Below are 23857 nucleotides of genomic sequence, written 5' to 3'. Positions count from 1 at the left end.
TGACCTTGAATATTATCCCCTAACTAACGGGAGTTTTTACCCCCATGTTGCAAGAAATTATGCAATTCATTAGCCAGCATCCGGTTTTGAGTCTGGCTTGGGTGGCGTTGTTCGTCGCCGTAATTTTCACCAGCTTTAAAACCTCTCTCTCTAAAGTGAAAGAGATTACCCGTGGTGAAGCGACGCGTCTGATTAACAAAGAAGATGCGGTTGTGGTTGATATCCGCACACGTGATGATTATCGCAAAGGCCATATCGCCAGTTCTATTAATTTGCTGCCAAGCGACATTAAAAACGGTAATTTGGCTGAATTGGAAAAACACAAAACACAGCCTATCATTGTGGTTTGTGCTACTGGGACAACCTCTCGTGCTTCGGCTGAACTGCTGAACAAAGCAGGCTTTGAACGCGTATTTACCTTGAAAGAAGGTATCTCCGGTTGGAGTGGCGAGAATCTACCACTGGCGCGCGGCAAGTAATCATATTGCCTGCGTTTTAGTGATATGAGTATTGAGCTGTACCCGTATTTGTTATAAAAATTCGCTATATCAATAAATTATAATGTTAACTGAGGTGTATCCATGGCGAAGATTGAGATTTATACCAAAGCAACCTGCCCGTTCTGCCATCGTGCCAAAGCACTGCTGAACCACAAAGGTGCTGCTTTCCATGAAATCGCAATTGATAGTGATCCGGCCAAACGCGAAGAGATGATTGCTCGGAGTGGGCGGACGACTGTGCCTCAGGTATTTATTGATGGGCAGCATATCGGTGGCTGTGATGATTTACACGCCCTGGATGCGCGCGGTGGGCTTGATCCGCTGCTTTAACTCGTCAGTGGGTCCCATTAATTTGATGGACAGAGCCCACGGCGGCAGTGCTATTTAATACAGACGTCTAACTTAGGGTATTTATACACATGTCCGAACAAAACAACACAGAGATGGCTTTCCAGATCCAGCGTATCTACACCAAAGATATCTCTTTCGAAGCACCAAATGCCCCGCAGGTTTTCCAGCAGGATTGGCAACCAGAAGTTAAACTTGATCTTGATACTGCTTCTAGTCAACTGGCTGAAGATGTGTATGAAGTGGTACTGCGAGTGACGGTAACCGCCTCTTTGGGTGAAGAAACTGCATTCCTGTGTGAAGTTCAGCAGGGTGGTATCTTCTCCATCGCGGGTATCGATGGTACCCAGTTGGCGCATTGCTTAGGTGCATACTGCCCGAACATTTTGTTCCCGTATGCTCGCGAATGCATCACCAGCCTGGTTTCTCGTGGTACTTTCCCACAGCTTAATTTGGCACCGGTTAACTTTGATGCCCTGTTCATGAACTATCTGCAACAGCAGGCTGACGGCGAAGGTGCTGAACAACGTCAGGATGCCTGATGAACACCATCAATGCTTCAATGACTGTAATCGGTGCCGGATCTTACGGCACCGCATTAGCCATTACGCTGGCGCGTAATGGCCATCAAGTCGTGTTATGGGGTCATGACCCTAAGCATATTCAGGTTTTGCAACGTGATCGTTGTAACCAAGCTTTCCTACCCGATGTTCCTTTCCCAGATACCTTATTACTGGAAACCGATCTGGCACGTGCGCTGGCAGCCAGCCGCGATGTGTTAGTCGTGGTACCTAGCCATGTCTTCGGTGCGGTATTGCATCAGTTGAAACCACATTTACGCAAAGATGCACGTATCGTCTGGGCGACCAAAGGGCTTGAGGCCGAAACTGGCCGCTTGCTGGCGGATGTGGCGCGCGAAGTGTTGGGTGAAACTATCCCGCTGGCGGTGGTGTCTGGCCCAACCTTTGCTAAAGAGTTGGCAGCAGGGTTACCGACGGCAATTGCGCTGGCATCAACCGATGCGCAATTTAGCGAAGACCTGCAACAGTTATTGCACTGTGGCAAAAGCTTCCGGGTTTACAGTAATGCTGATTTTATCGGGGTGCAGCTTGGCGGTGCGGTGAAAAACGTGATTGCGATTGGTGCCGGGATGTCTGATGGCATTGGTTTTGGTGCGAATGCCCGTACTGCACTGATAACCCGAGGTTTGGCCGAAATGACGCGGCTGGGTTCTGCATTGGGTGCCGACCCTTCCACCTTTATGGGCATGGCAGGCTTGGGTGATTTGGTGCTAACCTGCACAGATAACCAATCTCGTAACCGCCGGTTTGGTATTATGCTGGGCCAAGGGTTAGGGGTACAAGAAGCGCAGGACAAGATTGGTCAGGTGGTTGAAGGTTACCGCAATACCAAAGAAGTTCTGGCATTAGCCCAGCGCCATGGTGTTGAAATGCCGATAACTGAACAGATCTATCAAGTGCTCTATTGTCACAAAAATGCCCGTGAAGCGGCATTGACCTTATTGGGTCGGACCAAAAAAGATGAGAAAAGCGGCATTTGATCGGTTACGTGGGTTTGGCGGAATAAAATAATAATTACATACCTAAAGTCATTGGTGTTGCCGCTAACACTGCGGTGACCTCAACGAATATGGGTATAGTTGCCTTGGTCGTTCCCTTGGGCAATTTTTTATGGGCAGGAGTAGGTAATGTCGTCAGAAGAGTTAGAACTGGTCTGGAGTAGCATTAAATCAGAAGCAAGAGCACTGGCTGAGTGTGAACCCATGCTGGCGAGCTTTTTTCACGCGACATTATTGAAGCATGAGAATTTAGGCAGTGCCCTGAGTTATATTCTCGCGAATAAACTGGCTAATCCGATCATGCCTGCTATTGCCATCCGTGAGGTGGTTGAGGATGCTTATCGTGCAGATGCTCAGATGATAGTTTCGGCCGCGCGGGATATTCTGGCGGTGCGGCTGCGTGACCCGGCCGTTGATAAATACTCTACACCACTGCTGTATCTCAAAGGTTTCCACGCTTTACAGGCTTATCGTATCGGTCATTGGTTGTGGGCGCAGGATCGTAAAGCGTTAGCTATTTACCTTCAAAATCAAGTCTCTGTTGCTTTTGGGGTTGATATCCACCCTGCGGCTACCATTGGTTGCGGCATCATGTTGGACCACGCGACCGGTATTGTTATTGGCGAAACGGCAGTAGTTGAGAATGATGTATCGATCCTGCAATCGGTTACTTTAGGGGGGACCGGTAAAACCAGCGGTGATCGTCATCCGAAGATCCGTGAAGGTGTGATGATTGGGGCTGGGGCAAAAATTTTGGGGAATATCGAGGTTGGACGCGGTGCGAAAATTGGTGCCGGGTCCGTTGTATTGCAGGCGGTTCCCGCTCATACCACCGCAGCAGGGGTACCTGCCCGCATCGTTGGTAAACCCGAAAGTGATAAGCCGTCATTGGATATGGACCAGCATTTCAATGGGATTACCCATGGGTTTGAGTACGGCGACGGCATCTGATCATCTCCTTCGTACTTGAAGCTGTAGCGGTGTTAGCTGCTCTTACTCACCCGAATCACTGACTTATGTCAGCTCATCGGGATGAGTTCGTTTGCTGCCTGGCTACAACTCCAATTACTTTGGATATACACCTTTCTATTGGGTTGCTAGCTGATCACCGACACATTTTGGCTAAAACAACGACTCTCTCAGTAACGCACCCGGATAACCTAATTGCCGCCAGGCTTCATACACCACCACTGACACCGCGTTTGACAGATTCATGCTACGGCTATCGGCTTGCATCGGAATCCTGATTTTCTGTTGAGCAGGTAACGCATCCAAAACACTGGCGGGCAAGCCACGGGTTTCAGGGCCAAACAACAGGTAATCATCAGCTTGATAGCTTACTGCACTGTGGGCTGGCGTCCCTTTGGTGGTTAGTGCAAATAATCGGGCAGGCTGCGCACTGTCGAGATTTTCACAATCTAAAAAGGCCTGATAATCATGGTGATGCTTAATACTGGCAAACTCATGATAATCAAGACCTGCACGGCGTAAGCGTTTGTCATCCCAGGTGAAACCTAAAGGTTTAATCAGATGGAGCTGGCAGCCGGTATTCGCACATAACCGGATGATATTACCGGTATTGGGCGGAATTTCAGGTTCAAATAAAACGATATTAAGCATATGTCCCCCAATAATGAGGGGCGCAGGATATCAGAAACCTCCCCTCTGTGCAGCGGTTGCTAATGTCAGTAGCACGCACAATAATTTAAAAGCAAGCAGCGGAGAGTGTAAGCAGTGGCGGTTTTATATGCTGATTACCACAGTCACTACCAACGGGGTATTTACCATGATCCGGACGAAAGATACATTCTGGGATGCGATCGTTAATCGGGATAAAACAGCCGATGGCCAGTTCGTTTATGCAGTGAAAACGACCGGTGTTTATTGTCGCCCCTCTTGCCCGTCCCGTCAGGCTAAAGCAGAGAATGTTGAATTCTTTGCCGATAATCATGCTGCTGAACAGGCCGGTTATCGGCCCTGTAAACGATGTCAGCCCACTGAATTACCACTGTCACAGCAGCATGCAGACAAAATCAGTCGGGCATGCCGCTTAATTGAGCAGGCCGAGACGCCACTTAAACTTGATGAGCTAGCGGCGCAGGTGAATCTCAGTGCTTTTCATTTCCATCGTTTATTTAAAGCCATTACCGGGTTGACCCCTAAGGCATATGCCAGTGCAACGCGCAGTGCGCGTATTCGTGCACAATTAGCGGGGCAAGGCTCGGTAACTGACGCTATCTTTGAAGCCGGTTATAACTCTAATGGCCGATTTTATGAGCAATCGAATCAGTTGTTGGGGATGACACCGACCCGCTACCGCAGTGGCGGGCGTGATGTCACGTTGCATTTTGCCGTCGGAGAAAGTTCTCTCGGTGCGATTCTGATGGCAAAAAGTGAGCTGGGTATTTGCGCCATCTTGCTGGGTGACTCCCCAGCGCTGTTGGTGCAGCAGCTACAGGATAAGTTTCCACAAGCAGAGTTAATTGGCGGCGATGCTGAGTTTGAGCAATGGTTCGCGCAGGTGGTGGGGTTGGTTGAGGCTCCTCAGCTCGGGCTAGATTTGCCACTGGATATTCAGGGCACCGCTTTTCAGCAGCGGGTGTGGCAGGCACTGCGGGAAATACCGGTAGGTGAGACCGCCAGTTATGCTGATATCGCCGCCAGAATAGGTTCGCCCAAAGCGGTGCGTGCGGTAGCCGGTGCCTGTGCTGCCAATATGCTGGCGATTGCTATTCCTTGTCACCGGGTTATTCGCCAGGATGGCACGTTGTCAGGCTATCGTTGGGGTATTGAGCGCAAAAAGCTGTTGCTGGAAAAAGAGGGGCAGGGAGAAGAGGTCAGCAAACCGTGATAGCAGAGATCTGCCCGATCCCAGATGATCGGGCAGAGGTACGATAGATTAAGACTTAAGTGGATGCAGCGGCAACCACAGTATCAAGCGCAAGCCCCCTAATGGGCTATCTTCAGCCCGCACCCATCCGCGATGCTGATTGACGGCTGTTTCGACAATCGCCAATCCCAAACCCGTACCACCTGATTCGCGATCCCGCGCTTCATCAGTGCGGTAGAACGGCCGGAATATTTGTTCACGGTCTTCCGGGCTAACACCGGGGCCATCATCATCGACAGTGATAGTAATACCCTGATTATCAGAGCTGAATGCCACCGCAATGTGATGATGAGAGTAACGCAGTGCGTTACGCACGATATTCTCCAGCGCGCTATCAAGTGCTGCGGGATTGCCAAATAGGGTCCATGGCCCGGGAGGTGCGGTGACTTCCAGAGTTTTGCCCATTTGGTCTGCTTCAAACTGGGCATTTTCCAGCACGTCAGACCATAAATCATTCGCTTTAATGGGTTCGCGATGTAGCTCGTTTTTATGTTGGCTACGGGATAACACCAGTAAATCATTGATCATGCTATCCAGTCGCTGTGCTTCCATTTCGATACGTTCCAGCTCTTTCCCCTCACCATGACGACGTCGCATCAACGCGGTCGCCAGTTGCAGGCGGGTAAGTGGCGTGCGCAACTCATGGGAGATATCAGAAATCAGCCGTTGTTGGGCCACAACCATTCTATCGAGCGCACTGATCATCTGATTAAAACTGGCACCGGTGGCTAAAAACTCTTGTGGGCCGGACTCCAGCTCAGGGTGCTGTTTCAAATTACCCCGCGCCACATCATCGGCGGCATTCTTCAACTTACGAGCCGGTTTTGCCAGACTCCAAGCCAACCATAGCAGCAGTGGCGCACTGATAAGCATGGTGACAATCAATAGCAGCAGCGGGCGGTCAAACATCAAATTGATAAAATCAGATTGCGGGCTACTGGCCGGGCGTATCAGATAGAGCTGATAGTTATCTTCACCATCGCGGATAGAGAAGGGGCCGACCATCTCGACACGGCCATATTTCTTCTTTTTCGGCTGATCTGAGTTATCAGACTGGCCGATAAAATTACGGACAATTTGCATTTCGTGACGTTGAGCGCCAATGACACGGCCCTCAGTGGTGACTAACACGAGATGTTGGCCCGGTGGTGCCCATTTTTCGATGGCGCGATAAAGCCTGCGCCACCACATCAGGTCATTGGCGGGGTCACTGGCCAGTTCAGCTTCGATATGTTGCTCGAGCATTGTTCCCTGGCGCTGTTCACTGTCGAGCAAGGCAGTCAGTTGACGCGAGTCGAGCTTTGGCACCATCAATACCAGCATTAATACCAGTGCTAAGGTGAACCAAAAAATAGCAAAAATTCGCGTCGTTAAACTGTTAATCATGTTTCTGATACCATCAGATATCCGCGACCACGCAGAGTTTTAAACCAAGGTAACCCGTCTTTGCGATCCGGCAGCTTACGGCGCAGGTTTGAAATGTGCATATCAATAGCACGGTCAAAAGGTGTTAACCGTTTCCCCAGCACTTCCTGGCTGAGATGCTCCCGCGAGACTACCTGACCGAGATGCTGAGCCAGCAGGTAGAGCAAGGTAAATTCAGTCCCGGTCAATTCCAGCGATTGGCCTTCAAAGGTAGCCTCTTGACGGCCTGGGTTCAATTGCAGGCAATCAACGTCCAGTGTTGGCGCACCTTGATCGACATTTTGCTGTTGTTCGCTCCAGTTCGAGCGGCGCAAAATGGCACGGATACGTGCCACAAGCTCACGATCATTAAACGGTTTTGCCAGATAATCATCAGCGCCCAGCTCAAGGCCAAGCACCCGATCCAATTCACTGCCACGAGCAGTCAGCATAATGACAGGGGTCTGGTGATGTTGACGTAATTCTTTCAAAGTTTCGATACCGTTTTTACGCGGCATCATAATATCTAGCAATAACAAGTCGATAGAGTTATCTAGCAGGTTTAACGCCTGTTCGCCATCATAGGCAACAACAACATTAAAGCCTTCCATTTCCAGTAATTCTTTCAACAGCGACGTCAATTCACGATCATCATCAACTAATAGGATTTTATGCATGGTTATTTCTCCTCTTGACGCAAAATACGTTAACAATTGCCGGTATTCCATGACTTTACTTAGCTTTACATGCACTGACCCCAGTTTTACATGCGCTGACGCTTGTTTGCAGCAGGAGCGATAGACTGCTTCACATTGAATCGCATAGCAGCAAATCGCTTAGCAGACAGAACCCAGGAGTTAATAATGCGCAAAGTAACTAAAGTAACAACGTTAATCATGGCGTCAATGTTAGTTCTAGGCTCTCAAGCCGCCTTCGCCGCCGATAAGACCGGGGCCACTGATAGCTGGTGCCACGGTGATAGTGCGATGATGAACAAGAAAGATGGTCGCGGTCACCATAACATGTTTGACGGCGTCAATCTGACAGAACAACAGCGTCAGCAAATGCGTGACCTGATGCGCCAGTCTCGCCAAGGCCAGCCACGCCTTGATATGGCGGACAGAGACGCAATGCACAAGCTGATTACCGCCGATAAATTCGATGAAGCTGCGGTAAGAGCGCAGGCTGAGAAAATGACCAAGGACCAGATTGAACGTCAGGTCGAAATGGCCAAAGTTCGTAACCAAATGTTTAACTTGCTCACTCCAGAGCAAAAAGCTGTCTTGAACCAAAAGCACCAGCAGCGCATTGAGAAAATGCAGCAGGCGCCAGCAGCACAACCCTCTTCTGCCCAGAAGTAAGTAGTACCCTGTAATACCCTGTTTTCCTTGCCATAGACACCATCCCTGTCTTTCGCCCTCCATGATGGAGGGCTTTTTTTATTCCATTTCCGTATACTCATAATTCTAAAATATCATTTAGGATAAGTTATGGATCCGCAATATGCGCGTTTGGTTAAAGCTGCCGCGCTCAGTGCGACAGGGCTGGCATCAACCTTACTGATTATTAAAATTTTTGCCTGGTGGCATACCGGTTCGGTAAGTTTGTTGGCGGCGTTGGTTGACTCTCTGGTGGATCTGGCCGCTTCTCTGACAAACCTTTTTGTGGTGCGTTACTCTCTGCAACCCGCCGATGAAGAGCACACTTTTGGTCATGGCAAGGCTGAGTCACTGGCCGCACTGGCACAAAGCATGTTTATTTCCGGCTCGGCGTTATTCCTGTTCCTGACGGGTTTTCAGCATTTGGCGTCACCGCAACCAGTGCAAGATCCAGGTATAGGTATCTGGGTCACCTTAATTGCATTATTCAGTACATTGATATTAGTCACTTTTCAGCGTTGGGTGATACGAAAAACCCACAGCCAGGCCATTCGCGCCGACATGTTGCACTATCAATCTGACGTCATGATGAATGGTGCTATTCTTATTGCATTGGCATTAAGTTGGTATGGTTTTCACTGGGCTGATGCGTTGTTTGCATTGGGTATTGGTGTTTATATTCTCTATAGTGCGTTACGTATGGGATATGAAGCGGTTCAAGCCTTGCTGGACAGGGCATTGCCTGATGACGAGCGCCAGCAGATTATTGATATTGTGATGTCATGGCCGGGCGTGATTGGTGCTCATGATCTGCGTACCCGCCAATCGGGGCCAACACGCTTTATTCAACTTCATCTTGAAATGGAAGATATGATGCCATTGATGGAAGCACATATCTTAGCTGAGGAAGTTGAACGCGCACTGTTGCACCGATTCCCCGGTGCCGATGTACTTATCCATCAAGATCCCTGCTCTGTGGTGCCGAAAGAGCGCCATGCGCATTGGGAGTTATAATTTCTTCATTAACGACAGGTAAACTGTGGTTACATTATGGTTCAGTGTTGAAGAAAATACCGCCAGATGGCATGACTTGAATCAATTCAGCTTGGTGTTTTTGCTATAATATCCGATATTAATCTCATAAAGCTGGTTTTCTGTACGGGTCTCTTGTGCAAGACAAAATTAGCAAATAAAGAATTTTAAAAATCGCATCTACAAGTTTAGAGGTAGTCATGGTCAAAAAAATCGGTGTACTAACAAGCGGCGGTGACGCGCCAGGTATGAACGCAGCCATTCGTGGGGTTGTTCGTGCCGCTTTGTCAGCAGGATTAGAAGTTTACGGTATTGAAGATGGCTACCTGGGCTTGTATGAAAATCGCATGAGAAAACTGGACCGCTATAGCGTGTCCGATATGATTAACCGTGGTGGTACCTTCCTGGGTTCTGCACGTTTTCCTGAGTTCCGTGATCCAGAAAAACGTAAAGTGGCCCTGAAGAACATGCAAGACCGGGGTATCGATGGCCTGGTGGTTATCGGTGGTGACGGTTCTTATGCCGGTGCAGACTTGCTGACCAAAGAGGGTGGTATCCACTGTGTAGGTTTACCGGGCACCATCGATAACGATGTGGCCGGTACTGACTATACCATCGGTTTCTTCACTGCACTGGGGACCGTGGTTGAAGCGATTGACCGTCTGCGTGATACCTCCTCTTCACACCAACGTATCTCTATCGTTGAAGTGATGGGTCGTTATTGTGGTGACCTGACTTTGGCGGCTGCCATTGCTGGTGGTTGTGAGTTTATTGCTATTCCTGAAGTCGAATTCAAACGTGATGATTTGGTTGATGAAATCAAAGCTGGCATCGCGAAAGGTAAAAAGCACGCTATCGTTGCTATTACTGAAAAACTGGATGATATCGACGAACTGGCTAAATATATCGAGAAAGAAACCGGCCGTGAAACCCGTGGCACTGTATTAGGCCACATTCAGCGTGGTGGTGCACCAGTAGCCTATGACCGCATTCTGGCTTCCCGTATGGGTGCTTATGCCGTCGACTTGTTGTTGGAAGACCACGACTATACGCAAGGTGGTTTCTGCGTTGGCGTACAAAACGAGAAAATGGTGCATGAACTTATCTCTGTTTGTATCGCGCCAGAGAACAAGAAAAGTAAATTTAAAGAAGATTGGTACGACACAGCTAAAAAACTGTTCTAAAACAGTCTGCTATCCAATATAAAAGCCTCCGCATGCCGGGGGCTTTTTGCATTTATGCCTGCTATTTCTCAGACCACCGGTGTGTCGATTGCTTGATATTTATTGGTCGTGCTGCCTGTATATTTCGTATTGATATAATCAAAACTTTTTTATTCTTTAATTGCGCGGGAAGTTTCTGGCACGCTCAGTATCAGGTCAACCAATTTAGTTGATTACAATTTATACCCGTCATACTTCAAGCTGCGTATGTGTTGGCTACACTCAATAACCCTAATCACTTACTTATGTAAGCTCATCGGGATTATCTCCCTTGCCGCCTTCCTGCTACTTGAATTATTTAGGGTATAGGTTAATAACTATTTAATTAATAACAATATTTATGGGAGCGGGTCAATGCGTAAATGGGGTGTAGGTCTGTCATTACTGCTGCTGGCATCAGGTGCCATGGCAAAAGATATCCAACTATTGAATGTGTCATATGATCCGACACGTGAATTCTATCAGGAATATAACCAGGCATTCAGTAAGCATTGGCAACAGCAAACCGGTGATAAGGTGACGGTGCGTCAATCACATGGCGGTTCCGGTAAGCAGGCGACCTCGGTTATTAATGGTATTGAAGCTGATGTGGTGACATTAGCACTGGCATATGATGTCGATGCTATTGCTGAGCGTGGTCGTATTGATAAAAACTGGATTAAGCGCCTGCCTGATAACTCTGCGCCGTATACCTCAACTATCGTGTTCTTGGTGCGTAAAGGGAACCCGAAACAGATTCATGACTGGTCAGATTTAGTGAAACCAGGAATTTCGGTCATTACACCTAATCCGAAAACCTCGGGTGGCGCGCGTTGGAACTATCTGGCGGCATGGGGTTATGCGTTAGAACACAACAATAATGATCAGGCTAAAGCGCAGGAATTCGTTAAAACGCTGTATAAGAATGTGGAAGTGTTGGACTCCGGCGCGCGTGGTGCCACGAATACCTTTGTTGAACGCGGTATTGGCGATGTGCTGATTGCCTGGGAGAACGAAGCTCTGCTGGCGGTGAATGAAGTAGGTAAAGACAAGTTTGATATCATCACGCCAAGTGTCTCTATTTTAGCTGAACCGACGGTATCTGTAGTGGATAAAGTGGTTGATAAGCGTGGTACCCGGGAAGTGGCGGATGCTTACTTAAAATACCTCTATTCGCCAGAAGGCCAGACTATTGCTGCCAAGAATTACTATCGGCCACGGGATCCGGCAGTGGCGGCTAAATTCGCCAACGAGTTCCCGAAATTGAAGTTGTTTACTATCGATGAAGTGTTCGGTGGCTGGACCAAAGCACAGCAGACACATTTCGCCACTGGTGGCGTGTTTGATGAAATAAGTAAACGATAAAATAATAACATTTTTATAGCCGTAGTAGACTCAGCGCCCGTAGGTTAATGCTTGCGGGCGCTTTGTTTTATTAACCATTTTAACCCTCTGATTATTTTCACAATTCATCTCTTTCTTACAGATAAAAACCGCGTAATTCGCCAGCACGTGTTAAATGCGCTATTGAGTTATTTGGTCTAATAAATGTGGCAAATTATGCGGAGAGAATTATGAGCATTCGTGGCGTTTCAAGTACGAGCTTGATAGATAATCCAGGTTTGGACCCATTAAGTCCGCCATTGAGGGCATTATCGAGGGGTGGGAGTACTGAATCACTGTATAGTAACGTGTCAATTATATGTGAACCTGATGAATGGGATGCCGCTTCAGCAGTTATCACTGAGAGCTATACACCACCAACATTAGCCATAACAAATGAGAAAGCCTCCTTTGGCATTAAGCCCAGTAACTACTCCATTTTTGGTACCAAAGAGAATTATCTAACAGGCTATTTGTTAAATATAGGCAATAGTAAGGGTAAGCCGCCTCTGTTACTACGACCACTCGCTGCTTTGCTGGCATACTTCGGCATTCATGGTTTTGGGCAAACTAACTGTGCTTCTTGTGCCACCGCCGTGGCTGAAACATTTGAGAAGAATACGGTTTATCTTGCAATACCCGAACTGAGAGGTGGGGATGTCAAAGGGAATATGGGGTTGCTAGATAAGAGTGCTAAGTCTGTTGATGAACTGTTGACTCAGCTACAGCAATATCAACCCACTGACGAGTTAAATGGTGTCCTTGTGATTCATCGGCCAGCTATGTTGCGCATGTTACCGGGGGCGACCCAAGGGCATGCCTGTAATGTGATTAAATTTAAAGGCAGTAATATTATTCATTTTTTTGATGCGCAGAAAAAGACTTATGTTGAATGTCACCTTAATAATATTGCAGGAAAAAGCGCGGAGATAAGCAAATTTCTTGGCCCAATTGGCACTGACGGAATTGATTTATATAAAAAAGAGTTTCATGAAAATTTTAATAAAAAAGCCGGAGCATCATCTGCCCCAGCTTAATCAGTAACTTAGAACCTGAATTAGGCTTTTTTAGCTTTCGCTGCTGCTTTCACGATAACCGCGAAAGCATCCGCTTTCAGTGATGCACCGCCAACCAGTGCGCCATCGATATCAGGCTGGGTGAACAGCTCTGCTGCGTTTTTGTCGTTAACAGAACCGCCGTACTGAATGATAACTTGTGCTGCAACCGCGGCATCTTGTTTCGCGATATGGTCACGGATGAATTTATGAACTGCCTGAGCCTGTGCCGGAGTGGCTGATTTGCCAGTACCGATTGCCCAAATTGGTTCATAAGCAATGACTGCGCCTTCGAACGCTTTTACGCCCAAAGTAGTCAGCACGGCATCCAGTTGTTTGGCGCAGACTGCTTCAGTTTGGCCCGCTTCGTTTTCTGCTTCGGATTCACCAATACATAAAACGGGGATCAGACCGGCTTCTTTCAATACACCAAATTTCTTGGCGATGAATTCATCACTTTCGTTGTGATAAGTACGGCGCTCAGAGTGACCGATGATGATGTATTGCGCACCGATATCTTTCAGCATGTCAGCAGAGGTTTCACCGGTAAATGCACCAGACAGGTTCACATCAACATTCTGTGCACCCAGAGCGATGCGGCTACCTGCCAACTCGTGCTTAGCTTGATTCAGATAGATAGTCGGTGGGGCAATAGCAACACCACAACCGTCAACGGTGCTCAGTTCTGTACGCAGGCCAGCGATAAGCTCTTTGACCATGTTAGTGCTACCGTTCAGCTTCCAGTTACCCATAACTAATGGATGACGCATGTTTCTTCCTCCAACAAGGGGACGCGAGGGTCAATAATAATGACTGCCCGACAGGCAGTTTACCTGTCCAACAGTATAGAGATGATTAGTGGCAATGGCTTTGCTTTTCGTCATTAATTGCGGCAAGACTATGCTTCAGATAGTGACAGCTTAATCGGTTCAACAGCGAAAGTTAGCCCTTTTTCGCCGTTATCCGCTACCACATAGCGAATTGCGCCAATCGGATGGGCATAGAAAGGCGAACCTTTACCTTGTGTCAGCAGTTGCTGCACATTATCAAGACTTTGCTGGAGCGTGAGTGTGGGCTCAAACTGGCGCATCAGGGCTGCCATATAATTGACAGCCACTAGTCGGGCCGCTTTCTCTTCACTCCCTTTTATCGGCAAATAGGTAATTTGTAAGGTCTTAATCTTACCGGTACCTTTTTCCAGTGCGGTTGAAGCATAGAGATTCTCATTAATCTTACTGGCAGCCCGAGTCAGTGGGGGCAGATCATCTTTTACTGTAATCGCATGAAACTCACTGAGAGGCAGTGTTGGATTCGTGCGGTTATAGCTTTCACGAAATTTGACCAGTGTTAAATCAAAAGTTGGCGCGCCAGAAAGTAGATAAGGCGCGGTCGGCTGAGCCTCTTCCGTTGGCTGACCGCTGTCGTCTGCGGGGTCGGCATGAGCGCGGCTAACTGTTGCTATTAGCAGCAGTATTGCCAGTATCGCGACTCTCTCTTTTCTCATGACTTATGCCGTCGTTAGAAGTGTGTGTAGGGGATTAAAGCGGTAATTGAGTGTGATTGTCAAAATTCACTGCAAAGATTATAGGTTAGTTGCGGCATTGGGGTACTCTATTGAGTATATATCAACTGTAAATTATATCAGGTAAATGGATCGGTTCATTGATGACAATACAGCAGTGGTGTTTCTCGTTTAAAGGCCGTATCGGGCGGCGGGACTTTTGGATCTGGATTAGTTTGTGGCTGTTGGCGATGCTGGTTGTTTTTACGCTGGCAGGTAAGGATTGGTTACCCATTCAGACTGCGGCTTTTGCGATAGTTTTTTTGCTGTGGCCAACGGCGGCAGTGGTGGTTAAACGGCTTCATGACCGTAATAAAGCCGGTTGGTGGGCATTTTTGGTGGTACTGGCCTGGATGCTGATGGCCGGTAACTGGCAGATGCTAGCGCCCATCTGGCAATGGGGTGTTGGGCGGTTTATTCCCACACTAATTATTGTCATGATGTTTATTGATTGTGGCGCATTTCTCGGTACCGAGGGTGACAATCGTTTTGGCCCAGAAGCGGTACCGGTGAAGTTTCTGGCTGATAAAACACCACAGTGAATAGGGTTTGATAAAGCCAAAAGGGCCATATGGCCCTTTATTATCAGTTAGTTAGCTTTGACGATACTGTCTATTACCAATATTGCTCGCTGGTCATATGCCCCGGTTTGCGGCGTAAATGTTTACGCATCTCACGCTGTTCTTTCAGCAATTGCTGGGTGTCTCGTACCATTTGCGGGTTACCGCATAGCATTACATGGCTGTCATGCGCGTCAATTTTCAGGCCGACAGCGGCTTCCAGTGAGCCATTCTCAATCAAGGCCGGAACTCTGCCGGTCAATGAACCGTGGGACTCTTCACGGCTCACCACTGTTTGGATACGTAACTTGCCGTTGTAGCGCTGTTCAAGTTGTTGCATCAGTGGCAGGTAGCTGAGATCACGGGCGAAACGTGCCGCATGGACCAACACCAGATTTTTGAAGCGTTCTAAATCACGCCCTTCCTGTAAAATTGACAGATAGGGGCCGATCGCGGTGCCGGTGGCTAACATCCACAAGGTATCGCAATCGGGGATCTCTTCTAGCACAAAGAAGCCCGCCGCTTGCTTGGTAACCATCACTTCACCGCCTACGGGCAACTGGTCCAGCCGTGGACTGAGTTTGCCTTCCGGTACTGTGACCAGATAAAACTCCAGATTGTCGTCACTTGGCGCATTAACGTAAGAATAAGCCCGCTGTACCCGCTCGCCGTTGATATCTAATGCCAGCTTGGCAAATTGACCGGCGGTAAAGGAGTCAATTGGCGCATTGACCCGAATACTGAACAACGAGTCGGTCCAGTGTTCGATGTGAGTAATTTTGCCACTAACCCATTCAGCCATAATTCTTTCCCATCATATACTTATCTGAAGTGATGCCTAAAGCGATGGCGATATTTTAGAGCATTTGGTTGAAAAACATTATCGATAAAATGTTATGCCTTTCGTCCTTGGACCTCTGTCATCATTCTGAAAATGACACTGGGCTATGATTTCTACTGGTATTATCATCGCGTCCCCCCTTGTCTTGCAGGAACTGCCGTTTCATCCAAATTGATAGGGGGCATCATATTACTATCTCAGGTCAAAAACTCATCCAACTACCACCTTTCATTCGATAACGGCTAATGAATTGTATCGGTACTGGTGTTACGAAAGTGGCCTCGACGGTACGTGCTGGTAACATGGCAACAAAATTAGACGTATCCACCGAATGACCGTCAAGCAGCAATCGCGGCGCACTGACTTTGGGGCCGGTTCTAACCGATTGAGTGCCGATCACCTCAGCGGTAATGTTTTGCTGACGCATGCCTGGAATTTTAACTTCATAAAAATAGCTGCGGGTGTCAGCATAGCCGCCTGAATCGAGATCGGTACCAAAGGAAATATAATCAGGATTGCCTTGACGTACATGCGCCTGGGAATGCCCAGCGGCGTCTTCACTAAAGGCTTTTTTAAATCGCGTAAGCACGTCTTTCGAGGAATCACCGCTTCTGGGGTAGAATCCACCCGCTTTTCTGATGGCCTCCGGTGAACGATCGTCACCGCGATAAAACGTCATCAGATCCTCAGAAGCCCATGTTCTGGCCGCAACTGGGCTACCACGGCCTGATAAGCCTTTTTCCAGAATATTAGCAGTTCGTGTTCTCAGCCCCGATGTGGCGCGGGAGATACCTTTATAAACGCCACGGCCCACGCCTCCTGCCAGCCCGGAAATCCCTGTTCCCAGTGATATCCATCCCAATACTGAGGATGCTTCGGGATTACTATCGGAAATAGCGTTGCTCACAATAGATATTACATCTGAAGCAACGCCCATCGAGCCAACCACCAGTGATATTGCTGAAGCTGAGCTGATTGCTGTCATCACGCTGCCAGCGGCAATTATTGATGCACCGGCGCTAAATATAGCTGCCAATAATCCCAGAGAGCCCAACACGATCCCAGCAATGGCGCTTCCGCTCAGGTGACCGCTTGGATCTAGGCGATTAATAGGATCTCCTGCGCAGTAAGCATATGGATTAATGCCGCCAGCGCCAAACGGGCTGAGGCTATCCGGGCAGTTGAATCGCATTAGTAAAGGGTTGTAGGCACGATAACCGTTACCTAAATGGTAGCTTCCACTAACCGGATCGAGGCGTTCGCCATTAAACCCCAGTAACGGGGAAGGCGTGTAGCCATAGCCGTAGGGTGACCAAGTGTTGAGAGTACCGCTGCTGTTAGCTACCTCTCGTGACCAGAGCAAATTATCATGGTTATCGGTGGCCGTCAGGGTAAGATGGCTGAGCTCTTTTACCCCCAGACAGGCATGACCCAGTTTAATCAATCGATTATTACTTGCCTGATATGTTATGACTTCGTTGACTAACTCATTTCCTTGGTAATACAACACTCGCTTATCGCCATCACTGACGTTCTGGGCCACCAGTCGGTTCAGTGCATCGTAACTGTAGCTACCGCCTGCGATATTCTCTCCGTTTATGCCAATAAGACGACCGGTTACGTCGTAGGTGAGCGTGCGGCCCGATTCATCTTTAATCATGCGCCCATTGGCATCATAGTCGAGGGCAATACTGGCGGGATAATTAGGATGCGTATGAGTTATTGAGGTTAATTGTGTGGGATCGTCATCATTGAGATATCGGTACACTACACTGTCGGTAGTGCCATCGGAGAAAGTGGTTTCCAGGTGGGTCAGATTATTCAGAGCATCATAAGCGTAGCGTTGTGCAGATAACATCATGCCATTAGGCGCGGGTGACAGGTTGCTTCCGGTCGCGACATAGCTGACCAAACGATTACGTTTATCATAGCCGTAATTTTCAGTGTGAATGGTGATATTATTGTGTTTGGTGATACGAGTAGCCAACTGAGCGTTTGCCAGCCATGTTTGTAATATGATGATTTCTATGCCTTTGCTATCAGTCACCTTACGGGATGTTTCCCGGCCAAAATCATCGTGAGCTAGCTGAGTTTTCAGGCTGTTCTGCGTTGTTCCATCGGTAATCAGCAAGCTGGCAAGGTAGCCTAACGGGTTATAACTTAGCCGTGCATTCAGATCATCATCCGCAACTTCAATTATTCTGCCGTCAGTATTTCGGTTATAGCGGGTTTGTGCGCCGGTGATATCGGTAAAAGTGGTGTTGCTACCACGCAGCGTCCAGCGATAATGACTGGCACGGGGGGAATCTTGGTGATGGATCACTGTTTCGGTTTTCAAACTGCCGGAAGGGTGCCAGGAAAATTGAGTATCGACACTGTCAGTTTCTTTGGCGTCCAACTGCCGGCCACTAATAGGGTCATAGCTAAACTCTTGGGTGACACCGTTTGCGTTGAGAGATTGCACCGAATTATTCAGTTCGGGAATGTAAGATAGATTAATCACTTCCTTCTCAGGGGTGATGATACTGAACGGAACGGGTGATGCTTCCTGATAGCGATAGGACGTAGTTCGGCCACAGCTGGAGCTTTCGATCAGCCGCCCCAGGCTATCAAAATTCTGAGTACCTAGTAGCCAATGCTGGGTTTTTCCTGCTGAATTCTTACCCGTAAGGGTGAGTGAGGCTACATAATTGCCCTTTAAATAGCCGGGGTAGGTGCGGGTTACTATGCTGCCGTCTGCTGTAGTTTGGCTGACCAGCCGGTCGTAAGCATCATAGGTATGTAAAGTGACATGCCCAAGTTCATCTTCTTCTCGGCATAAGCGGCCCAGTCCATCGTAAGCATAGTGGCACACTCCCTGTGGCTTTCCGGCAGTGTCAATACGGGTCGTGCTCAGAGGGCGTAGATTGATATCGTATTGAATTTTGCTGCTACCACTGTCGATCTCACGGTTATTGTTGTTACCACTCTGGTGGAGAGTTTGGGTAAGCTGAATAGGGTCATTCACTTGCCAACGCGTAATGCCGTCGCTGCCAGCGGCTTTAGTTATTTCCCCCCAATTATCATAAGTATGAGCCGAGTTAATGGCATATTGTTCAGGCCGCTGATTTTTCGCTATCCACCAATCACTGCTTTTCTCTGCGGTGATTTCATTTAACAGGTTATAGCTATAAGACTGAATTTCATACCAAGAAGGTGTCTCTCCCGCATTCGACTGCTGTTGGCGTAATGTGCGACCCAGACCATCAAAATAGGTGCGAAGCTTATTACCTGCGGCATCTGTTTCAGTAGTGGAAAGCTTCCCTTCGCCATCGATCAGGTAGTCCCAACGGGTCGTATTTTCATAGCGAGTGCCAGGGCAGGTAACTCTGGAGGTAAGACGGCCCATTTCATCGTATTGATAATGCGTAGTAATACCTTGAGCATCGGTTTTTGCATACAACAGCCCAGTATAAGCGGAGCGAGTGTGAGTTACCGTACTGGTTACACCGTCAGAGCCGATAAATTTTGCTATTTGAGTTAATAAACCACTTTGTATTTGAGTTGTAAAACGCTGAGTGCTGGTGAATTGCTTGCCGCTATCTGACAGCTCATACATGTCCTCGTTAATGGCAATAATTCGCCCAAACTCGGCGTCATTAGCGTCACTTATTGACATTAGGTTCTGTTGCGACAACAACTGGTCGTCGCGATAAAAGAATTTCTTCTCTTGCACCACATACGGAGTATTGCCGAGTCTTTGGTAGGTAAAACGGCAGGTCCGGATTGGCGTGGTATAAGCGGATTCGGCAGGGATGAGTTTTTGTTGTTTTATAAATCGCACAAAACCGTTGGGTTCCGCTGGGCAGTTTTCCTCCCCCTGGCTGGCGTACCAACGGGTCACTACCACCGAACCATCAGGATTTTCTTCCTTCGTTGGGTTGCCCCAGAGATCAAATTCAGTTTTCGTTATTTCAACGCGGCGTTGTTCGGTTGCCGGTTTGCTGGTATCAAGAAACGTCGTTGTGGTTTGTTTGGGGAGCTGAAATTGTGCGGGCTGTTGGTCAAAAGGGGTGCCTTTTTGGGCGTAATACTCAGTTTCTACAGTACATGAACAGCTGCCTTGTTGGGTGCTTTCCCGCGTAATGAGATGGAAATTATTGTATCTACGGGTAATAACAATATTGTGCTTATCACCGAGTTGAGTTTCCGTTGATCCATATTGGTAATCCGTCAGGATCCGATAAGCATTATCGCTATTTGGTAAGAAATTCACGCCACTGGCAAAGCCTAAATAGTTCGTGTTGGTATATTCGTAGAGGGTGACCAACTTTTGCTGCCCAGTTCCGGGGGTGATAGTGTGTCTGACGGCGGCAGGCAACGCGGGCACGGCATTCTCAGGAAAGCGCATCAAGTTATTTTGGTAATCAACGTTTTCAATTAAGCCGGATGGATAAGTCACCTGTTCAATATAACCCTCGCCAGTATAGGCCATAACCCATTGATACTTATTATCAACTAAGGTTATTTTTTGCAATCGTTTGTTGAACAACTGAAATTGTAGCGTGCGCTGTTCCTGCGTCCCTGAAAAAATAGTAATTTCAGGGAATATCGCATCGTCGTAATTTATTTTAAGTAATTCTCTATTGGCATCTCGGATGCTGGCTAGACGCTTGAAACCTTTAAATATCCAGTTAAAATGAACTTCATGCCCTAACGGAGAAATTACTGAAATAACATTTTTAATATTTTGACCTGAATTCCTGCCTTCTAATATTTCGACCATACCTGATTTATAAGTAATAATATAGTTATCATTATTACGCTCGAATTTAAAAGAGCTTAATTTTTTTTGCTCAATTTCTACGCCGTTAGCACTTTCATAAATATGGTATTTATCACCTGTTGATAAATACAAAACTTTATTTAGTGCATCATACTGTGAGAAAGAAAATGAAAACCCCATGCCAAGGCCAATGTTATTATTATCAAACATATTATAATGTAGTGATACATCTATTTCCGGCCCTAAATTGTTATTAGCCACCACACTGGCAATAGGAAAAGAAAATGAATATAAACCGGTTCTCGGGTCAACGCCGCCTAAGGCTGCACTGATGAAATTACCACTCTGAGTGAAATAGTTAGCCACTTGAGTCATATAAATGACCTCCATTGAGTTTTTTTAATATTGAAATGAAAGTAGCCCAGTCGGTAAAACTGAAACTACTTTTAATAATAAATCACGGTTAAGCAATGGGATGAATGCAAGGTGAACTAAGCCAAGACATGGAAGGATATGTCCTGGTCGCCATTAGATTTTACGTCAATATCAGCTCTGTTACCGTATTGGTCATGTAAGAAGAAATGCAGAGATTTAGACCAATCGTTATAAGACCATAGCGCACCGTACCATAGGCGATAAGACCAGAAACAGATACCGCGTTCCTCATGATTTTTCGAGGTAACGCTAATGGTCCAGGAGTTCGACACTTGAAATTTGGCAGTATAGTTAGCTGAGCTAATATCAATTGAGCTATCAGTTGAGGTAGAACAGCCTTTATAGTTACCTTGCTGTCTATAATAGAACCAGTATCTCTGATCACATAAAGCATCATGGGTAATGGTATTATCTGTCGATTTAAATCGGACGTAATACTTTCTCAAGATACTGTTATAGCCGTCAACACGGTTTTCTTGTTTAGTCAAAATGTCCAAATCATTATCAGTGAATATTCTCGCCGGGAGAATTCTCATTGATATATAGTCAGGTATTGCATTGTTATTATTGTTTATTTGTGCCGTTGTATACTCTATTTTGGTCCCAGTATTGGGATCGTTAATGAAAACCTGAACATATACTTTGAGTGGGGACTCTGAAACTTTAGGAACAGATAAATAGAAGTGACAAGGGTTACCGGGATTGTCTCGTGATATCTGCTTGAGAACAGGATAAACATATTCCCCAGCCACTTTTGATTTGGTTAATACCCTGCTGGGAATAGGCGTATTTTTATAATCGACGAGATTAATATGGTCGTATATTTCATCGCTGGATAAAAATACTGGGTTATTTTTTTTATCTCTAGCTTCAATAATTATATCTACGGGTATTTGATTATTACCATTGGCATAGATAGAAGTCGATTTCTCACCATTGGAAATATAAATACTTAATTTATATATACTTGCTATATCATTCCAGTTAGACATATATCACCTCTTTAGGTTGAGATTTCACCCATCGACTTTATTAGCCATGAGTGGTGCAAATAAATCTTATATTGATGATTTGGCTTATTCAATCGGTGATTTTAAATCCTGTTACTCATAATATGATGTTATTGTATGAAAAATAATTTAATAAAAAACAAAGTGTATCAGTAAATATAAAACTCGCTGAATGATACCGGGGGGATATTAATTGGTATAGACTATTTTGTGGGGTCTTTATAGTATTTTTTAGTCACATTTTTATTCAGAACTCTATTAATACAATTGCTAATTTTGAGGTCCGCTCAGGAAACGGAAATTATTGTACGTTTAGAACATTATTTAACCACTATCGATACGCAACAGATTTATTTAGCGTCAATGATTACCGCTTTTAAATTATCTCTCTCCATGTATTGCTTTTAGGTTATGCCATTATTCACGATTGCCGCATAAATGCTTTACCGCGCTGGAGCACCCTAATATAACGATCTGTTCTGTTCAAAAAACAGGCTTATCGTATAATTATTTTCCAATATTTAAACACATCTCTTCTCCATCAAGGTTCATCTGGACAGTTTACTTTACGGCCATGGTGTTTTTATCTGCCAGTTGGCTATTTGGCAATATGTCGTGCTGGCTCGCTAAAATTTCTAGATTTGTTAGCTTATGCGCCAATAGTGAGGTGTGTCACTTTTTCAATATCAATGTGGCACGTAGTCCGGCTAATAGACTAGTTAAGACAATGAGAAAAATAGAAAATTTCCACCTGCTGGTTATGTTGATCCTCCTGGTTGCCGTTGGTCAGATGGCGCAAACCATTTATGTGCCGGTTATCTCGGATATCGCCCGTGATTTATCGGTTCGCACCGGAGTGGTGCAGCGCGTGATGGCAGCGTATCTATTGACCTATGGTTTTTCACAATTGATTTATGGCCCGCTATCAGACCGGGTTGGTCGCCGGCCGGTGATTCTGGTTGGTATGATGATATTCATGTTGGGGGCGCTTGGGGCTTGGCTGGCGGATAGCCTGACCATGTTGGTTGCTGCCAGCGCTTTGCAGGGGATGGGGACGGGAGTTGCAGGTGTGATGGCACGCACCATGCCACGGGATTTATATGCCGGTACGGCGCTACGCTACGCCAACAGTATGTTAAATATGGGTATTTTAGTCAGCCCTTTAATGGCACCGGTTATCGGTGGAGTGCTGGCCAGTCTATTTGGCTGGCGCGCTTGCTATGCGTTCTTGCTATTTCTGTGTGGTGGTGTGGCGTTTTGTATGTTCCGCTGGTTGCCGGAGACTCGGCCACAGCAAACTGAAAAGCGGCGAATGTTGGCCAGCTTCCGCCTGTTACTCGCTGACCGGGCCTTTAGTTGCTATTTAATCATGTTGATTGGAGCGTTGGCCGGGATTGCCGTATTTGAAGCCAGTGCCGGCGTGTTGATGGGGGGAGTGCTAGGGCTGAGCGGTATGATGGTCAGTATTCTGTTTATTTTGCCGATCCCAGCCGCATTTTTCGGTGCATGGTATGCCGGGCGCGAAGGTAAAACCTTTCACAGCCTGATGTGGCATTCGGTTATCAGTTGCCTGCTGGCCGGGTTGATGATGTGGATCCCTGGTTGGTTCGGCATCATGAATATCTGGACACTGGTGATACCGGCAGCGTTGTTCTTCTTTGGCGCCGGAATGCTGTTCCCACTGGCAACTACCGGTGCCATGGAGCCGTTTCCATACCTGGCCGGTGCGGCAGGGGCATTAGTGGGGGGATTGCAGAATATGGGATCAGGATTGGCTACCTGGTTGTCAGCTATGCTGCCACAAACCGGGCAATTTAGTTTGGGGCTACTGATGTTTGCCATGGCAATTCTGATTTTGCTGTGTTGGTGGCCGTTATCTCATCGGATGCAACCACAAGAGCATCATGCTTAAG

The 23857-nt window shown here is 47.0% G+C and carries 21 protein-coding genes; 13 read left to right on the top strand and 8 right to left on the bottom strand.

Annotated elements, in window-relative coordinates; all coding sequences use genetic code 11:
• Positions 1-44: 44 nt before the first annotated feature.
• From V1953_RS20825 to cysE, 5 genes are all read left to right on the top strand, one after another.
• Positions 45-479 carry a rhodanese-like domain-containing protein gene (locus tag V1953_RS20825; protein ID WP_083161738.1) on the top strand — a complete coding sequence of 145 codons (435 nt, stop codon included), beginning with the start codon at positions 45-47 and terminating at the stop codon, positions 477-479.
• 102 nt (positions 480-581) lie between these two features.
• Entirely contained in the window at positions 582-830 is a 249-nt protein-coding gene (grxC, locus tag V1953_RS20820) for a glutaredoxin 3 (protein WP_083161740.1), read from the top strand.
• Between the two features lie 89 nt (positions 831-919).
• Positions 920-1390 (top strand): protein-export chaperone SecB, encoded by a 471-nt coding sequence (gene secB / locus V1953_RS20815; RefSeq protein WP_032907531.1) that lies wholly within the window; start codon positions 920-922, stop codon positions 1388-1390.
• On the top strand, positions 1390-2409 hold the full coding sequence (gene gpsA, locus V1953_RS20810) for an NAD(P)H-dependent glycerol-3-phosphate dehydrogenase (RefSeq protein ID WP_083161742.1): 1020 nt from the start codon (positions 1390-1392) through the stop codon (positions 2407-2409). Before secB ends, gpsA begins: the two co-directional genes overlap by 1 nt.
• Positions 2410-2556: 147 nt before the next feature.
• Positions 2557-3378, top strand: a complete 822-nt coding sequence (cysE, locus tag V1953_RS20805) for a serine O-acetyltransferase (protein WP_005190588.1) — start codon at positions 2557-2559, stop codon at positions 3376-3378.
• A gap of 171 nt (positions 3379-3549) precedes the next feature.
• Here cysE and trmL read toward each other — a convergent pair whose 3' ends face one another.
• Entirely contained in the window at positions 3550-4047 is a 498-nt protein-coding gene (gene trmL / locus V1953_RS20800) for a tRNA (uridine(34)/cytosine(34)/5-carboxymethylaminomethyluridine(34)-2'-O)-methyltransferase TrmL (RefSeq protein WP_083161744.1), read from the bottom strand.
• 127 nt (positions 4048-4174) lie between these two features.
• Here trmL and ada point away from each other — a divergent pair, with 127 nt between their 5' ends.
• Positions 4175-5278, top strand: a complete 1104-nt coding sequence (ada, locus tag V1953_RS20795; RefSeq protein ID WP_372569785.1) for a bifunctional DNA-binding transcriptional regulator/O6-methylguanine-DNA methyltransferase Ada — start codon at positions 4175-4177, stop codon at positions 5276-5278.
• Between the two features lie 48 nt (positions 5279-5326).
• Here ada and cpxA read toward each other — a convergent pair whose 3' ends face one another.
• Both cpxA and cpxR read right to left on the bottom strand, forming a co-directional pair.
• Positions 5327-6703, bottom strand: coding sequence for an envelope stress sensor histidine kinase CpxA (cpxA, locus tag V1953_RS20790; protein WP_372569784.1), 1377 nt, complete (start codon positions 6701-6703; stop codon positions 5327-5329).
• Positions 6700-7398 carry an envelope stress response regulator transcription factor CpxR gene (gene cpxR, locus V1953_RS20785; protein ID WP_005190576.1) on the bottom strand — a complete coding sequence of 233 codons (699 nt, stop codon included), beginning with the start codon at positions 7396-7398 and terminating at the stop codon, positions 6700-6702. The genes cpxA and cpxR overlap by 4 nt, the downstream gene beginning before the upstream one ends.
• A 186-nt stretch (positions 7399-7584) precedes the next feature.
• Between cpxR and cpxP the strand changes: the two genes are divergently transcribed.
• From cpxP to V1953_RS20760, 5 genes are all read left to right on the top strand, one after another.
• On the top strand, positions 7585-8082 hold the full coding sequence (gene cpxP / locus V1953_RS20780; protein ID WP_442851258.1) for a cell-envelope stress modulator CpxP: 498 nt from the start codon (positions 7585-7587) through the stop codon (positions 8080-8082).
• 129 nt (positions 8083-8211) lie between these two features.
• Positions 8212-9114, top strand: coding sequence for a CDF family cation-efflux transporter FieF (gene fieF, locus V1953_RS20775; protein ID WP_083161750.1), 903 nt, complete (start codon positions 8212-8214; stop codon positions 9112-9114).
• Positions 9115-9332: 218 nt separating this feature from the next.
• On the top strand, positions 9333-10316 hold the full coding sequence (gene pfkA, locus V1953_RS20770) for a 6-phosphofructokinase (RefSeq protein WP_083161752.1): 984 nt from the start codon (positions 9333-9335) through the stop codon (positions 10314-10316).
• A 393-nt stretch (positions 10317-10709) separates the two neighbouring features.
• Entirely contained in the window at positions 10710-11699 is a 990-nt protein-coding gene (locus V1953_RS20765) for a sulfate ABC transporter substrate-binding protein (RefSeq protein WP_083161754.1), read from the top strand.
• 209 nt (positions 11700-11908) lie between these two features.
• A complete protein-coding gene (locus V1953_RS20760; RefSeq protein ID WP_372569783.1) occupies positions 11909-12754 on the top strand; it encodes a hypothetical protein in 846 nt (281 codons plus the stop codon).
• Positions 12755-12774: 20 nt separating this feature from the next.
• Here V1953_RS20760 and tpiA read toward each other — a convergent pair whose 3' ends face one another.
• A complete protein-coding gene (gene tpiA, locus V1953_RS20755; protein ID WP_083161756.1) occupies positions 12775-13542 on the bottom strand; it encodes a triose-phosphate isomerase in 768 nt (255 codons plus the stop codon).
• A gap of 128 nt (positions 13543-13670) precedes the next feature.
• Positions 13671-14276, bottom strand: a complete 606-nt coding sequence (locus V1953_RS20750) for a DUF1454 family protein (protein WP_442851257.1) — start codon at positions 14274-14276, stop codon at positions 13671-13673.
• Positions 14277-14437: 161 nt separating this feature from the next.
• Here V1953_RS20750 and V1953_RS20745 point away from each other — a divergent pair, with 161 nt between their 5' ends.
• Positions 14438-14875 carry a DUF805 domain-containing protein gene (locus V1953_RS20745; protein WP_083161760.1) on the top strand — a complete coding sequence of 146 codons (438 nt, stop codon included), beginning with the start codon at positions 14438-14440 and terminating at the stop codon, positions 14873-14875.
• Positions 14876-14948: 73 nt separating this feature from the next.
• Here V1953_RS20745 and fpr read toward each other — a convergent pair whose 3' ends face one another.
• From fpr to V1953_RS20730, 3 genes are all read right to left on the bottom strand, one after another.
• The gene (fpr, locus tag V1953_RS20740) at positions 14949-15695 is read right to left on the bottom strand and encodes a ferredoxin--NADP(+) reductase (RefSeq protein ID WP_083161762.1); all 747 of its coding nucleotides are present in this window, start codon (positions 15693-15695) and stop codon (positions 14949-14951) included.
• A gap of 241 nt (positions 15696-15936) precedes the next feature.
• The gene (locus V1953_RS20735) at positions 15937-20874 is read right to left on the bottom strand and encodes an RHS repeat-associated core domain-containing protein (RefSeq protein ID WP_442851256.1); all 4938 of its coding nucleotides are present in this window, start codon (positions 20872-20874) and stop codon (positions 15937-15939) included.
• 116 nt (positions 20875-20990) lie between these two features.
• Positions 20991-21926 (bottom strand): transferase, encoded by a 936-nt coding sequence (locus tag V1953_RS20730; RefSeq protein WP_442851255.1) that lies wholly within the window; start codon positions 21924-21926, stop codon positions 20991-20993.
• A gap of 745 nt (positions 21927-22671) precedes the next feature.
• Between V1953_RS20730 and emrD the strand changes: the two genes are divergently transcribed.
• Positions 22672-23856 carry a multidrug efflux MFS transporter EmrD gene (emrD, locus tag V1953_RS20725; RefSeq protein ID WP_420073099.1) on the top strand — a complete coding sequence of 395 codons (1185 nt, stop codon included), beginning with the start codon at positions 22672-22674 and terminating at the stop codon, positions 23854-23856.
• Position 23857: the final 1 nt, after the last annotated feature.

The sequence above is a fragment of the Yersinia sp. 2541 StPb PI genome, from assembly GCF_052217145.1.
Taxonomy (GTDB): domain Bacteria; phylum Pseudomonadota; class Gammaproteobacteria; order Enterobacterales; family Enterobacteriaceae; genus Yersinia; species Yersinia enterocolitica_E.
The sequence above is the reverse complement of the archived record's forward strand: the minus strand, read 5'-3'. Positions and strand labels throughout refer to the sequence as shown.